The following is a 13,948-nucleotide window of genomic DNA, read 5'->3' on the forward strand; positions in this document are numbered from 1 at the left end:
ATCGCATGCGAAGCAAGGTTCGCAGCACCTTTCAGGTTCGCAAGCCGTATTTATCTTTGTTGAGCATCTCGAATGCGCGTTTTGTGAATGCGGCTTCGCATTTGCCTGAGCTTTGTTGAATCTGTGAGCTGACCGGCTAATTACACTCGCATGAGGCGGCCGCCCAATGCGGCGCCGCGCCGTGTTTTTCCTGTGCCGATTCCATTGCGAGTGGTCTCATGTCCTTTCTGTTAAACGCCTGGCATGTCGCCGCTTTTGCGCACGAGGTTCGCGCCGACCTGCCGCTCACGCGCACGCTGCTCGGGCGGCCGGTCGTGCTGTATCGCGATGCCGGACAGCGTGCCATCGCGCTCGACGATCGCTGCGCGCATCGCTTCGCGCCGCTCTCGAAAGGCCGTATCGTCGACGGCGTGCTCGAATGTCCGTATCACGGTCTGCGCTTTAACGCGAGCGGGCAGTGCGTGCACAATCCGCACGGCGACGGCCGCGTGCCGGCGGGTGCGAAGGTGCGTGCGTACCCGTCGATCGAACGTTACGGCGCCATCTGGTTCTGGCCGGGCGACCCCGCCCGCGCCGACGCGGCGTTGGTGCCGTCTTTTCCTTTCGTCGATCCCGCGACCAACGTCACGCACGACGGTTATCTGCATACGCGCGCCCACTATCAACTGAGCGCCGATAACCTGCTCGATCTGAGCCACTTCCAGTTCCTCCATCCCGATACGCTCGGCAGCGAGGCAATTGCACGCGGCGACGTGCAGTCGGGCAGTCTCGGAGATACGGTCTGGGTTCGCCGCAGCATTTACGACGAAGCGCTGCAGCCGTTCGTCGCGCAAGGCTTCGGGATTCCACCCGGCACGCGGGTGGATCGCTGGATGGATGTGCGCTGGACGCCTCCCGGATTGCTCTCCATCGTGGTCGGCGTAACGGCGGCGGGCATGCCGCGCGAAGCGGGGCTGATCTCGCCGTCCGCGCATTGGCTGACGCCGGAAACCGAGTGCACGACACACTATTTCTTCGCGTTCGGTCTGCCCAGTGAGATGGGCGACGCGGCGCGCGGGCTGGTGCGCTATGCCGTCGAAGGTCTGATGAAGCCGTTCGAGTGCGAAGACTTGCCCATGCTCGAAGCGCAGCAGAAGAATCTCGGCGACAACGACTTCTGGGCGATGCAGCCGGCGCTGCTGCCCATCGACGCCGGCGCGATTCGCGCACGACGCGTGATGGAGCGGCTGATTGCGGCGGAGCAAGGGGCGAACGCAGCGCAGGCGCGCACGATCGCGATTACGCCGGTGGCGGACACTTCGCAAGCGTTGGCGTGATGAGCGCCGTTCCCGCCACCGCGGCGCGCGGTGAATCACTCAACACGGTATGGGTGGAGTTCATCGTCGAGATGTTGAGCGCGGCCGGTGTGCGTCATGCGGTGTTGTGTCCCGGTGGCCGCGCGAGCGCGATGTGTCTTGCCCTCGACGCGCATCCACGAATCGCCGTCGAGATGATCAGTACGGACGAGCGCAGCGGCGCGTTCGTCGCACTTGGGATCGCGAAAGCGAGCGGCGCACCGGTCGCGATCGTCACGACGTCCGGCTCGGCGGTTGCCAATGTCTTGCCGGCCTTGACCGAAGCGGACGCCTGCGGTGTGGCGCTTGTCGTACTGACGTGCGATCGGCCGCGTGGGCTGCGCGGCGCTGGCTTTGGACAGACGGCGGACCATCTCGGTGCGACCCGCGCGTTCGTGCGCGCACAGGCGGACCTGGCCGATCCCGAGGACTCCGCACGAGCCGTGGAGCGAGCGCGCGGCGAGATCGCGGTCGTGCTGGCCGCCATGTTCGAGGGCGTGCCCGATCTCGGCGACAGCCTGTCACGCGCCGACGCGCATCCATCGTCGATGCGGCCAACGCGTGGTCCAGTGCATCTGAACGTTCCGCTGGCCGGTGTCTACGACGCACTCGAAACGCAGCCGGTGTCGCTCGGGACGGTCCGCGCGGCACGAGCCGCACGGACCGAGGCCGACAGCGGCGCATGTGCGCCCACTGCTTCGCAAGATCGCAGCGCGTCTCTATACGCCGACTCCCGCTTATCCGACAGGTCTGCCACGCTGATCGTCGAACGCCTCATGGCGCGTGTGCTCGCGAGGCGCGGCAGCCGACCGCTCAGTGACGGTCTCGACGGGTTGATCGTGGTCGGCCCGGAACCGGGCGTGCCACCCGAGGCGATCTTCGCGCTGGCCGCGGCGAGTGGTTTTCCCGTGCTTGCCGATGCGGGCAGCGGGCTGCGCTCGGGGCCGTTTGCATTGGCGCCGCAAGCGGCTGCGCACGGCGCGGCGGGCGCATTGATCGTCAACGCATTCGATGTGTTCGGCGGCGCGGCGCGGCTCGCGTCGGCGCGCGCGGAACTGATCGTGCGCTTCGGCCTCGCGCCGGTCATGCCGGTGCTGCACGCGTACCTCGAAACGCATGCCGACGTGCCCACCATCAAGATCGCGCCTTGTCGTGTCGCGCATGACTATCTGCACCCGGCGCTGGATCCGCGCGATGTGGTGGTCGCCGCTTCGCCAGCGACACTGGATGAGATGGCTGCGGCGTTGTGCGAGGCCGTGCCCGTGCCGTTACATCGGACTGCCAGTACCAGTGCCAGTGCCAGTCCCAACACAGCGGCGAAGCCTGCCGCGCCCGTCGCCTTTTCCTGGCGTGACCGCTGGGCGAGCGTTGCCGCCTACGGTGCACGCGAACGGCGCGCGTGCGTTGCGGCGCTCCCCTGGGGTGAAGTGTCGGCGGTTCATCGCGTGCTGGCTGTGCCCGGCTTTGCCTTCGTCCATCTCGGCAATTCCATGTCGATGCGTCACGCCGATATCGGCTACGACGTGCGTGCCGCGCGCCAGACTATCTATGTGAACCGCGGCGTGAGCGGCATTGACGGCACGCTGGCGACGTTCATCGGCGAAGCGCTCGCGCGCCGCGATGCGGGTCTGTTGCTGCTCGGCGATCAGGCGTTGATTCACGATCTCTCCTCGCTGGCGAGCGCGCAACGTGTGAGTACGCCGGCCTGCCTATGCGTGCTCGACAACGGCGGAGGCGCGATCTTCGACTTCTTGCCGATCTCGCGAGCACCGGCTTATCGGCGCACGATCCGCAATCCTTACCAGCTCAATATCGGCGCACTGGCGCAGGCGTTCGGGCTGGCGCATCGCCGTGTCGAGACGCGAGACACGCTGGACGAGGCGCTCGCAGAGGCGCGTGATCACGCCGGCGTGACGATCGTCGAAGTGGCGGTCGATCCGTACTCCGGTGCGCTGCAAATGCAGCAACTTGCTCAAGCGTTAGGTGCGGCATGATGGATTGGGACCTTGCCGACAGCCCATTGCAGCGGTCGCTCGCCGCGCTGAACCGATATGCGGACGCTCCCGCGCCAGACGAGGTATTTCTCGACGACATGCGGCGACGCATCGACGCGGCGCGGCGTGCGCCCGTGCGCAGCGATCCCGGAGAAAATCGAAACGCGCCGCGCAACACATCGCGCGACACGCCGCGCGTGCTGTTGCTCGGCTACAGCGGCGCGGGCAATACCGGTGCCGATCTGCGTACGATCGAGACGATCGCGCAGTTGCGTCGTCTGCTCGCGCCGCGCGAGCCCCGTATCACGCTGTTCGCGCTGGGCGACTGCTTCGATCATCCGCTGCTTGCCGGCACGCCGCGTCTCATGCCCGCGCTGCCGTATCTGCCCGATGCGCTCGACGCCGCCGTGCGCGATGCCGATCTCGTACTGAACGTGGAGGGCTCGACCTATACGTCGAAGTTTTCCGACTCGTTGGCGGGCGTGCTGATCGGCGGAATCGCGCTCGCGCATGCGCACGGGCGGGCGGCGATTGCGTACGGTGTCGATAGCGGCACGATGAGCGCAGCGCTCACGCGCTTTGTCGAACGCCACGCGCAGGCCGGAGAAGTCATTTGCCGCAACGACGCGGCGCGCGCGCAACTCGCGTCGCTCGGTGTGAGCGCGCAAGCGGGCGCCGATACCGCGTGGACCTATCGGGCACGCTCTGCAGTGCGCGATGGGGCTCACGATGGGCCGCACGGCCCACGGCGCGCGGTGCTCTGTCCCAACAATCCGTTCTGGTGGCCGGTGCACGCCGACGCGGCGCGAGCGCGTGATCTCGACGCGCGTGGCGAAGTATCGCCGCTGCGCTATGGGCCGTTGCATTTCCACTGCTGGGACGCGTCGCGCGCCGAGGCCTATCACGCCTATCTGGATCGATTCGCGCGGATTGCTGTCGGCTTGAGGGAGCAGGGGTACATGCCGGTGCTGGTGGGCATGGAGCAACTCGATCGCGGCGCCTGCGCCGATCTGGCGGCCCGTGTGCCGTTCCCGATCGAGATCGTCGCGCGCGGCCCGCAGACGCTCGACGAAGTGGCCGCCACGGTCGCGCATGCCGCATGTGCGGTGACGACACGCTATCACGCGGCAGTGCTCGCGATCTCGCATGGCGTGCCGGTGTTCGGGCTGTCGATGGACGCGCGCATCGAGCGCTTGCTGAGCGAGGCGGGTTGCGCGCGATGGAGCGCGGCCTGCGATGACGTCGGCGGCGCGCAGGCCGCGCTCGCGGCCATTGCATCGCTGCGGGATGAAGGTGTGCGCGGCGCGTTGCTTGGCGCATACGGCGACTATGCGCGCCTGCAACGCGCCCGCTTTGACGGGATGGGTGAGCGGGTGCGTGCCGTGCTCGAAGGCGCGGCGCGCCTCGATCAAACCTGGGCCGACAGATAGCTCAGTTCCCGCTGCGCACTAACCTGCTTGACCGCCTGCGCGGTGCCGACATACGAAAGCCCCGACGTGCGCGAAGCCGAATTCGACTCGTAGCTATACAGCACGTGATTCGTCCAGCTTGCCGGCGACTCGAGCAGACGCGCGATCTCGCCGCGAATCCGCAGCATCTCCCTCTGCTCGTCGGCGCTCGGCGTGCGGCCGCCCTGCTCGTACATGCGCAGCGTGCCGCGATACGCGTTGATCTCGGCGGCCGCCTGCGGCACGATGCGCTGCCGCTCGCCGTAGTACTGATTGCCGCGAGTCGCGTTGAGCTTGACCTTGGTCTGGTACAGGTTCAACGCCGCCTGGTCGCCGTTCATCGAATGAGTCCATTCGTCATTGCGACTGTCGATATATTGCAGGTAGTTGCCGACGCTCGTGAACTCGGTATCGCGATAGGTGCGCTCGGGCACGATGTCGCCGCTTTCTTCATAGAGCCGCAGCGTCGAACCGGTGCCGGTCTGCATCAGGGTCGTGCCGAACCCCACCAGCGGCGCGCTCGAAAACGACAGTGAGTTGAACGGCCCGACGTTGCCGATCGGCACGGGCGGCGGGCTCGCCACCAGCGTGGCGCTGCCGTTGACCGCGAAGCGATGCCCGCTGCTCGATTTGTCGACGTTGCGCGCGCCGCTCTGATCCGTCGCATGTGCCTTGCTCGAACTGAGCACGGCCTCGGCCGTGACGAGCGGCCCGAACTTGACGTTGGCCGGGCTCACGTAACGCGCGCCTCCCGTCACGGCAACCGAGCCGTAATTCGAACGGCTCTTGTTGTCGACCCAGCCGATCGACACGTCCGGATCGGCAAAGAACTTGTCCGCCATGCCGTTCCACATTTCGTCCTTGGTGCGCGGCAGTTGTCCTCCGGGACCGGCTCCGCCGAGCGTGCGCACCACGTCGGTCATCTTGCCGCGCCACGCCTCGGGGTCGTTGCTGCCGGTCTGGTCGAACGGCGTGCGGATCACCACGCCGCGGGGATTGCTGGTGTCGCGTCCGCCGATCACGGACCCGTAGCCGCTTGCCATCGCCTTGCCGCCCGCGAGCGACCAGCCAATGAAGCCGCCCACGCCCAGGTGCGCGGACTTGCGGTTGTCGGTGCCGATGAACATCTCGCCGTGATGCGAGGTGGAGCCGACTTCGAGTAGCGCGTGACGGCCTTTCAGATAGCGCACGTCCGGCGCCACCGACGCGCTCGGCGCGCCGACGAGCCCGAGCGCGGTCGCGATATTCTCGGAGATGTTCGCGTCCAGCCCGTACACGCCGCCGCTCGACATCTGCACGCTCCACGTCTTCGGCACGTGTTCGACCAGATGGCACAACGAATCGATATTGCCTTGTGGCGTGGCCGGCGTCGCCACTGGATCCTGGCGGATCGCCTGCATACGGTCGAGATTTTCGCCGAGCGTGCGGCCGGTCGCGCCGATCGGCGCATTCATGTCCGCGCCCGATTCGGTGGCCCAGGCGCGCAGCGTCTCGGCGTTCATTTTAGGCAGATCGCGGAACGCCGGGCTGTCGCGCACCGTGTTCCTGTCGACGTTCAGCGCGCCGGCAACGTCGCGCGCAATCTGGTTTCGCTGCAGACGGCCGAATTTGGTGTCGTCGCGCAACCAGCCCTTGGTGCCGATGCTCGCCTTCCAGTTGCGCAGCGCGGCGGCGCGCACGGCGGCGTTCATCGTCGCATTGTTCGGCGCTTCGCCGCGCCGCCGTTGCTGCCCGTTCACCACCTGCGTATTCAGCGCATCGACCACCGTATCGATGGATTGCAGCGTGCTGAAGTCCTTGTCCGGATGGTCCATCAGTCCGCCGGCAGTACCCATGCCGAGCGCCGAGATCGGGTCCTTCTCGTGGCCGAAGCTCTGCTTGACGCCGCTGCGAAAGCGCTGCGCCGTGCGGTTCATCCACGAACCGGTGCGTGCCGAGGTGGCATTGCGCTGCGCGTGCTTGACCACCGAGAACATCCGGTTCTGCACCTGGCCGACATCGGCTTCGGCGATCCCGTTGCGATGCGCCAGGTACGCCGAACGCAAACGCGTGTCCGGCTGCGCGCGCGGATTGTCGAGCAGCGCGTTGCCGCACAGCATCGCCTTGGCGGTCTGCGTATGCGGCGCCAGCGCGAGGCTGATCGCGGCTTGCTGCTGGCTTTGCGCGACCTGGGTGTTGGGGTCGCGTTCGGCGGCCGGCAGCATGGCGTTGGCCGCTTCGCCGAGTTCACGCAGCGAGCCGGGTTTTTCCATGCCGTTCGGCCATGCCGACAACAGTGTGTCCGCGGCGCGCCAGGTTTGCCAGTCGGCTTGCGCGTGGACCTTGCGGTCGCGCTCGGTGGGCGCCTGGAGATTGCCGCCCAGCGGCGGCGCCGCCTCGACGTCGCGCAGCGCGTGGAAAGCGGCTTGCGAGCGCGCCATCGCGCAGCGGGTGGCAAACGCATCGCGCGCCTGCTGCGCGTTGGGATGCGCGATCGTGCCTTGCAGCACGCCGAGCACGTCGTTCGCGCGCTGCACGTTGCCGCCCGTCGCTTCCGCCAGCGCGTGACCGAGAAAACGCGCCTTGGCGAGCGGCGGATCGCCGCGCCGCGCTTGTGGAATCGCTTCGCGGATGTCGTGCAGCAGCGCGTTGCGGTCGGTTTCGAACTGGGTGCCCGGTTCGGCCGGAAAGCTCGCGGCAAGATGCGCGTCGGCCGCGGCCTCGTTGCGCAGTTCGGTGCTCGCTTGCGACGCGGCGCGCTCGTTCTTGCCGACCGCGCTTTTCACATTGGTGTTGTTGTGCGATTTGACGCCAAGCGGAGGGCTCGCATTGGGCTTCGGCGTGTGCATCTGCTTCGCGCTCGGCTCGATCTCCGGCGCGGGCCGCGACGCGCGCACCGTCGTGCGCGTATGAAACGGCGTATAGGCGCGGCTCGCGCCGCTGCCGGTCAGGTCGTTGAAGGGCGAGCCTTGCGGCATCGGGTCACTGCGCGTCTGCCCCGTTGCAAGCGGCGTCTGCACCGGCGCGCTGGGCAGATGGTTGCGCAATGCGCGCAGCTTGTCGAGCGGGCCGCCGACCACGCGCGTTTCGGGCAGGGGCGTATTGGCCTGCGGCTGATTCGGCTGTGGGGCCGCGGGTTGCTGCTGTTGCTGAACCGGCGGCGCGCCGCGTGAGAAAGGGTTGCGAATCCCGAATGGCACGAGCGGTCTCCCAGGTGAGGACGGTCGCATCGGCTGATTGCCGACGATGACGAATTTTCATCGCCACGTCACACGGCGGTGCTGCAAGTCCGAAGTTTGGAACGAGGATGCGAACGTGTCGGCGGCGAATGGGGCGCGCGGGCAAGCGTGTCATGCGTGCTGAATGGGTTCAGCGCTTTATTCACCACGCGCATCACCACGTGAGCGTGGCTTCCCATTGCGGGCGCGACGCCGCTGCTCGTTGCGCGCCCGCTCCAGGCGCATCGCCGGCGAATGCGGGCATCACGTCGCGTGCGAAGCGGCGCATCGATTCCATCGCCATGTCGTGCGGCATCGAACCGAACCAGAAACTTGCGCTGAAGTAGTCGCAACCGAGGCCGCCTTGAATGCGGCGCAACTGGCGGATACATTCGTCGGCGGTGCCGATCACGAGGAAATCGTTGCGCAGCACGTCATCGGAGGGTTCGTCGGGCAGGGGCTGCGTCGGCACCATGCCGTCCACCACGTCACCCATATCGTGACGCAGGCGCAGCGTCGCGCGTCCGTTCCAGCGGGCATGCTCGACGGCCTCGCGGGCCTGCGCTTCGTTTTGTGCGACGAACACCGGCCGCTGTGTGCCGATGCGTACTGTCGAGAGCCCGGTGGCGAGGTCCGGATAGTGGCGCCGTACGTCGGTCAGCTTCGAAATGGGTTCGAGCACGCCGGTGAAGAGGTTTGCGCGTCGCCGCACGGCCTGTTCGACCGACTCGCGCCGGCTTGAATTGACGACCAGCCACACCGGCATCGCGCGTTGCAGGGGCTGCGGCACGAGGCCGGTGCGGGGAATGCTGAAGTGTTCGCCGTGATGCGAGAACAGAGGTTCGCGTAGGGCCTGCAATAGCACGTCGATCGCTTCGTCGTCGCGGGCCGAGGTGGCGCCTTTGACAAGTTGGAAGCGCTCGTACTGGTAGCGCTGATAGCCGCTGCCGAGGCCGGCCTCGACGCGTCCGCCGCTCAGCACGTCGAGCGTGGCGAGTTCTTCCGCGATCACGAGCGGATGATGCAGCGGCACCGGCACGATCGCCGGGCCGAGACGCAGATGGCGGGTGCGCGCGGCGATATGGGACAGCAGCATCAGCGGCCGCGACGAGTGCGAATAGTTCGTGAAGTGATGTTCGGCAAGCCACAGGTGGCTGAAACCGAGCGTATCGGCGGCTTCGGCCATGGCGATCGCGCGCTGGTACAACTCGGCGGCGGGCTTTGGCTCGGGCGCGGGCAGCGTCATGAACAGACCAAATTGCATCATCGACTCCCATATACAGCAGTCGGCCGGCGTCAGCGCTTGAGCAGCGCTACCGCGGTCCCATTCGACGCGGGGGTTACCGCGAGGCCTGATTCGCAGGCAGTGCAGCAGGCGCGTGGCCCCTCGCGCGGTAGAACATATACGTCGCGCCGTACGGCACGAGCAGATGCGCGCCTTCGAGTTCGCACAACGGTTGGGGCGGCAAACCGCCCGAGGTGTCGATGCGCTGGATCGAACTGACGTCGGCGAAACGGCCTTCGCCGGGGCGTGGGGCGGCGACTAAGCGGGCCGTGTAGCGCACCCAGGTCAGCGCATTCGCACCAACCTGGCTTTCGGCGGCGATATTGCCGATCACGTAGCTGCCGTCGTAGGAGAGGAAGTAACGGCCCGGCGCGACGGTGCCGACGCTTTTTCCTGCGGCGTCGACGAGAATTGCTTCGGAGCCCAGAGGATCCCAGGCCAGTTGCGTACCGTCGCGGGCGACGCCGGGCAGCGTGTCCGGCCGCGCGGTCACGCCGAAGGCGGGCGGGCTCGTCCTGATGCGCCGGCACACGTAGGTTTCGTCGCCGTGGGTGGTCATGACTTCCTGGAGTACTTCGTCCTGGCTGGCGCGCAATGCCGCGGGTAGGGATTCGTCGGAGGTCGGCGGCGGTTTGGGCGCCGTCGCGCAGCCGGTGAGGGCGAGCAGGCAGCAAGCCATGAGGCACAGCGTCGAGGGGCGCGGCGGCTGCACGGGGCGGGGCGGAAAACCGGTCATGGGAGCAAGGGGCGGGCGGGCAATATTGGCATCACACCTGATCCGGCGCGCTACTGCCTCGCTCGATACGAAAGACTGGATCGAAAACCGCACGCAGGTACGACGGGCACACATACTTGCCGGGCAGGACGGCAGGACGGCAGGACGGCAGGACGGCAGGACGGCAGGACGGCAGGACGGCAGGACGGCAGCGGCAGCGGCAAGCGGCAAACGGCAAACGGCAAACGGCAAACGGCAAACGGCAAACGGCAAGGCGCCGGTGGTTCGCATGAGTATGCATTCATTCGCGCCTCAGTCGAACCGTGCCCGGGCTCGGCGGGATACTGGCCTCGCTTGCCGCCGCGCCCGCCATCTGGCGGGACAGCTTCTGCGCAACGCCCTCTGCGCATAACGGCCCGAGAGCCCACCCGAACCGGCGATGGAATTGAATCTTCCGAATCCTCCGCGTCCTGCTTCCGCTTCTTCGTCCGGCCCCGATCCGCGGCTATCCATGCTAGCCGTCGATAACGAGCGCGCCTATGTCTACCAGGCCATGATCCGCCGCTACATTGGCGGCGCGGCCGACCTCGATGATCCCGCGCATCGCGCGCCGGCCCGAGCCGCGCCGATCACCGCCGACGATTGCGCCGAGCGGCTCGCCGAGGCGGACCGTGTGTTCGCTGAATGGCTTGCGCCGCGCCGCTGCTCGGCTGCCGATATTGCCGGCATCGAGCCCTCACGCATGGCGCACGCGCTCAACCACATGCACCAGGAGTCGCGCCGTCTGACGATGTGCGATGACGTGCTGCTCGATAACGTCGTCGAGTTGGCGCGCGTGGTGATCGACGAACGCGTGCCCGGCGACTTCATCGAAACCGGCGTATGGCGCGGCGGCGTGACGATTCTGATGCGTGCCGCGCTGACCGCGTTCGGCGGCGTCGGCCGCGGCGTGTGGGTGGCCGATTCGTTCGCGGGCCTGCCCGCGCCGGACCCGGTCACCGACCTACGCGATGCGATCTGGCATCACCTGATGCGCGCGGTCGGCCTCCTGCGCAGCGATCTGGCGACCGTGCGCGAGGCTTTCGCGCGCGTGGGTCTGCTCGATCGCCGGGTGCGCTTTCTGCCCGGCTGGTTCGCCGACACCTTGCCGGATGCGCCGATCGAGCGCCTTGCGTTGATGCGGCTCGATGGTGACTGGTACGAGTCGACCCGTGTCGCGCTCGAGTCCTTGTATCCGCGTCTTTCACCGGGCGGCTTCGTGATCGTCGACGACTATGGTCTGCCGACCGGCTGCGCGCGCGCCGTCGACGAATACCGTAGCGCGCATCGCATCGATGCGCCGCTGATGCGTGTCAATGCTCAAGCGGTGTACTGGCGCAAGCCATGGTGAACATGATCGCGCATGACGAACTCAGCGCGCTTCTGGAAGCGCGGCTCGGCGAACATTACGTGGCGCCGCCGCAAGTGACCACCGTGGATCTGATCGTCAGCGATCGTGCAGAGGCCAGCCGCCGTTTCACCTTCGGTTGGCGAATCGAGTCGGCGCCAATCCCGCGTGGCGACACGCACGGCGCCGCAGCTCGCATCACGCTGAAGCGGGCCTTGCTGAGCGCAATGCTCGACGACCCCACCGGCTTCGATCCCCGCAGTGCCGCGGCCACGGCGCTCGGCGGTGTGCGGATCGATGGCGCCGAGCGGCTCGCCGCTTACTGGCTGCAACTGCTCAAGCGGCCCTCGGCGATGGGGCGCATGGCGCTCGAGCGAGCCCAACGGCGCGCACCCGCTGCGCTGGAGACGGTGCCGTCGCTGCGGGTGAGCGGCTGCAGCGACACGAGCCTGCATGCGGCACTGGCGGACACGCTCGAGGCATCCATCCCGCTGGTGTTGCGCGGCATGGTGAGCTGGCCCGAAGTCGCGTGGACGCTGGACGATTGGCGCACCCAGGAGGGGGCGACGGTGCTGCGCGCGGACCCGTCGAGCGGCCTTGCGCAAACTGTCGCCGACTTTATCGACGGGTTCGTCGCGCAGCATGCTCCCGGCGCCGGCGCTGCGACCTACACGGAAGGCTGCCTGCTACCGCCCGCATGGGAAGCGCGCTTTTGCCTGCCGATGCTGCCGGCGCGCCTGTTCGGCTCCGGACAACTCTGGTTCGGGCGGGCCAGCGCCGCCGCACTGGTCACGCGGTTGCATTGCGATCTGGCGAATTCGTTTCTCGCGCAGCTCCACGGCCGCAAGCGCGTGCGGCTCTATGCGCCGGCTCAGGAGCGCGCCGTCTATGCGGTCGATGCGTTCAACACGTATCGTCCTTGCCGCGTCGACGTGGCAGCCCCGGACCTGACGCGCTTTCCGCGCTTTGCCGATGCGCTCGGCGTGGATGTCATGCTCGAACCGGGTGACCTGCTGGTGATTCCGACCGGCTGGTTTCACTGCGTCTGGGCGCTGGATCATGTGCTGTCGATCAGCCGGTTTGCCGACGACGTAACCGCGGCAACGCTGCTTGACAGGACCCCTTCAACATCGATTGCATCGAATACGACGAGGACCGGATGATCGGCACAACCCCAGGCGACTCACCCCGCGCGCGCTTTTTTCCCTTCGTACGCAGCATGGCCGTGACCGCGCTGCTCGCGTCGGCGGCGGCGCTTGGCCCGGTGTCCGCGCAGGCGCAGGCTTCGGCGGCCATGACGCAGGTCTGCACGACGCGCGCGAACAACGCGAAGCTGATCGCGCAGGACCGCGATGCGGGCGTCAGCAAGGAAGACGAGTTGCGCAAGGCGCAGCGCGTGGCGGCGGCGATGCCGATCGAACGGCAGTTGTACGCACAGGCGGAATTGACCACTTTTATCGATCGTCTTTACGGGCGGTACGCCAAAACGCCGCCGCAACAGGCCTACGACAAGTATCTCGCCTACTGCGAAGCGCAGGCCGCGCGAGGCGCCGCGCAGGTTCAGTGATGCGCGGCGCGGGTTGCCGCGGCACGCGGGCGTGTTTGCCGGTGTGTCGTTTCTGCTGCCGCGCGCTCCTCTTCGCCAGGACATGGCTTCGCATTTTCGGCCCGCTGTTCGCGTGGGCCGGAACCGGAGCCGACCGCCCAATTAGCATTAGACGACCCCGGACCGCCGCTGTGCTCCGCTTCATTTCCGCCTGACCGGCGGCGGTCTGTTTCTCCTTGCCGAGGATCCCATGACCGCTATCGCCAACGACACCGTCTCCAGTCTTGCCACGCCGAGCTTCGACGCTTCGTTTTCTACAGAAGATCAGTCCATCCAGCAGTTGGAGCAGCAAGTCGATGCGATGATCAATCAGGCGTTGCAGCAGAGTTCGTCGTCGGTGGGACAGAACGCGATGGCACAAAGTGCGTCGGGCACGCTCGCGAGCTACATGAACCAGAACGGCATCAAGTCGCTCGATCCAAACCAGCTTTATCAGCTGGCCAACAATCCGCCTGCGGGCACACCGCCCGAAGTGTCGTCTGCGGCGGCGTACATGTTACAGAACCCGGATGTCTACAAGCAGATCGAAACGCACGACGTGGCAGGTGCGGACGGCATTTCCGGCGTAGGCAACTTCGAGTGGGCGGCGCAGGGCGGGCTCGACAGCGAGCCCGCGCCGGGCGCAACCGATACGATGAATTCGATCTCCACCCAAGGCGCCATGATGGGCGCACAAAGCGCGGCCGGTGCGCTCGCGAGCTACATGAGCCAGAACGGCATCTCGTCGCTCGATCCGAACCAGCTTTATAAGCTGGCCAATAATCCGCCCGCCGGCACGCCGTCCGATGTGTCGGCCGCGGCTTCCTACATGCTGCAGAACCCGGATGTCTACAAGCAGATCGAGACGCACGACGTGTCCGGCGCCGACGGTGTTTCCGGCGTGGGCAACTTCCAGTGGGCCGCGCAAGGCGGTCTCGACCAGACGGTTTCCGGCAGCGGTTCGTTCAACCTGCCCAACCTGAGCACGGACCTGGCGCTGAAC

The 13,948-nt window shown here is 67.0% G+C and carries 9 protein-coding genes and 1 pseudogene; 7 read left to right on the top strand and 3 right to left on the bottom strand.

Going from position 1 to position 13,948, the window contains the following annotated elements:
• Window positions 1–218 precede the first annotated feature (218 nt).
• The 3 genes from P0D70_RS20440 to P0D70_RS20450 are packed head-to-tail and all read left to right on the top strand — an operon-like array spanning window position 219 to window position 4,758.
• A complete protein-coding gene (locus P0D70_RS20440) occupies window positions 219–1,316 on the top strand; it encodes an aromatic ring-hydroxylating dioxygenase subunit alpha (RefSeq protein ID WP_408185814.1) in 1,098 nt (365 codons plus the stop codon).
• Window positions 1,316–3,328, top strand: coding sequence for a thiamine pyrophosphate-binding protein (locus P0D70_RS20445; protein ID WP_408185815.1), 2,013 nt, complete (start codon window positions 1,316–1,318; stop codon window positions 3,326–3,328). The genes P0D70_RS20440 and P0D70_RS20445 overlap by 1 nt, the downstream gene beginning before the upstream one ends.
• Complete coding sequence (locus P0D70_RS20450) at window positions 3,325–4,758, top strand: polysaccharide pyruvyl transferase family protein (RefSeq protein WP_408185816.1); 1,434 nt, start codon at window positions 3,325–3,327, stop codon at window positions 4,756–4,758. Before P0D70_RS20445 ends, P0D70_RS20450 begins: the two co-directional genes overlap by 4 nt.
• Here P0D70_RS20450 and P0D70_RS20455 read toward each other — a convergent pair.
• From P0D70_RS20455 to P0D70_RS20465, 3 genes are all read right to left on the bottom strand, one after another.
• Window positions 4,737–7,955 carry a hypothetical protein gene (locus P0D70_RS20455; RefSeq protein ID WP_408185817.1) on the bottom strand — a complete coding sequence of 1,073 codons (3,219 nt, stop codon included), beginning with the start codon at window positions 7,953–7,955 and terminating at the stop codon, window positions 4,737–4,739. The two genes, P0D70_RS20450 and P0D70_RS20455, sit on opposite strands and share 22 nt — an antisense overlap.
• 193 nt (window positions 7,956–8,148) lie before the next feature.
• Window positions 8,149–9,240, bottom strand: coding sequence for an LLM class flavin-dependent oxidoreductase (locus P0D70_RS20460; protein ID WP_408185818.1), 1,092 nt, complete (start codon window positions 9,238–9,240; stop codon window positions 8,149–8,151).
• Between the two features lie 73 nt (window positions 9,241–9,313).
• A complete protein-coding gene (locus P0D70_RS20465; protein ID WP_408185819.1) occupies window positions 9,314–9,937 on the bottom strand; it encodes a DUF3455 domain-containing protein in 624 nt (207 codons plus the stop codon).
• 475 nt (window positions 9,938–10,412) lie between these two features.
• Here P0D70_RS20465 and P0D70_RS20470 point away from each other — a divergent pair, with 475 nt between their 5' ends.
• The 4 genes and pseudogenes from P0D70_RS20470 to P0D70_RS20485 form a co-directional block, all read left to right on the top strand.
• Window positions 10,413–11,363 carry a TylF/MycF/NovP-related O-methyltransferase gene (locus P0D70_RS20470; protein ID WP_408185820.1) on the top strand — a complete coding sequence of 317 codons (951 nt, stop codon included), beginning with the start codon at window positions 10,413–10,415 and terminating at the stop codon, window positions 11,361–11,363.
• Window positions 11,357–12,523: a cupin-like domain-containing protein gene (locus P0D70_RS20475; RefSeq protein WP_408185821.1), complete on the top strand. Its 1,167-nt coding sequence runs from the start codon at window positions 11,357–11,359 to the stop codon at window positions 12,521–12,523. Before P0D70_RS20470 ends, P0D70_RS20475 begins: the two co-directional genes overlap by 7 nt.
• Window positions 12,520–12,927 carry a hypothetical protein gene (locus P0D70_RS20480; protein WP_408185822.1) on the top strand — a complete coding sequence of 136 codons (408 nt, stop codon included), beginning with the start codon at window positions 12,520–12,522 and terminating at the stop codon, window positions 12,925–12,927. Before P0D70_RS20475 ends, P0D70_RS20480 begins: the two co-directional genes overlap by 4 nt.
• A gap of 340 nt (window positions 12,928–13,267) precedes the next feature.
• Window positions 13,268–13,891, top strand: a pseudogene (locus tag P0D70_RS20485) (hypothetical protein); the annotation flags it as partial.
• Between the last annotated feature and the right edge of the window lie 57 nt (window positions 13,892–13,948).

This window comes from Paraburkholderia sp. RL17-381-BIF-C (assembly GCF_046026435.1).
GTDB lineage: Bacteria > Pseudomonadota > Gammaproteobacteria > Burkholderiales > Burkholderiaceae > Paraburkholderia.

Excerpts from the sequence above, each read along its gene's own strand:
- P0D70_RS20440 (WP_408185814.1), top strand. The coding sequence starts at position 219 with ATGTCCTTTCTGTTAAACGCCTGGCATGTCGCCGCTTTTGCGCACGAG.
- P0D70_RS20445 (WP_408185815.1), top strand. The coding sequence starts at position 1,316 with ATGAGCGCCGTTCCCGCCACCGCGGCGCGCGGTGAATCACTCAACACG.
- P0D70_RS20450 (WP_408185816.1), top strand. The coding sequence starts at position 3,325 with ATGATGGATTGGGACCTTGCCGACAGCCCATTGCAGCGGTCGCTCGCC.
- P0D70_RS20460 (WP_408185818.1), bottom strand. The coding sequence starts at position 9,240 with ATGATGCAATTTGGTCTGTTCATGACGCTGCCCGCGCCCGAGCCAAAG.
- P0D70_RS20465 (WP_408185819.1), bottom strand. The coding sequence starts at position 9,937 with ATGGCTTGCTGCCTGCTCGCCCTCACCGGCTGCGCGACGGCGCCCAAA.
- P0D70_RS20470 (WP_408185820.1), top strand. The coding sequence starts at position 10,413 with ATGGAATTGAATCTTCCGAATCCTCCGCGTCCTGCTTCCGCTTCTTCG.
- P0D70_RS20475 (WP_408185821.1), top strand. The coding sequence starts at position 11,357 with ATGGTGAACATGATCGCGCATGACGAACTCAGCGCGCTTCTGGAAGCG.
- P0D70_RS20480 (WP_408185822.1), top strand. The coding sequence starts at position 12,520 with ATGATCGGCACAACCCCAGGCGACTCACCCCGCGCGCGCTTTTTTCCC.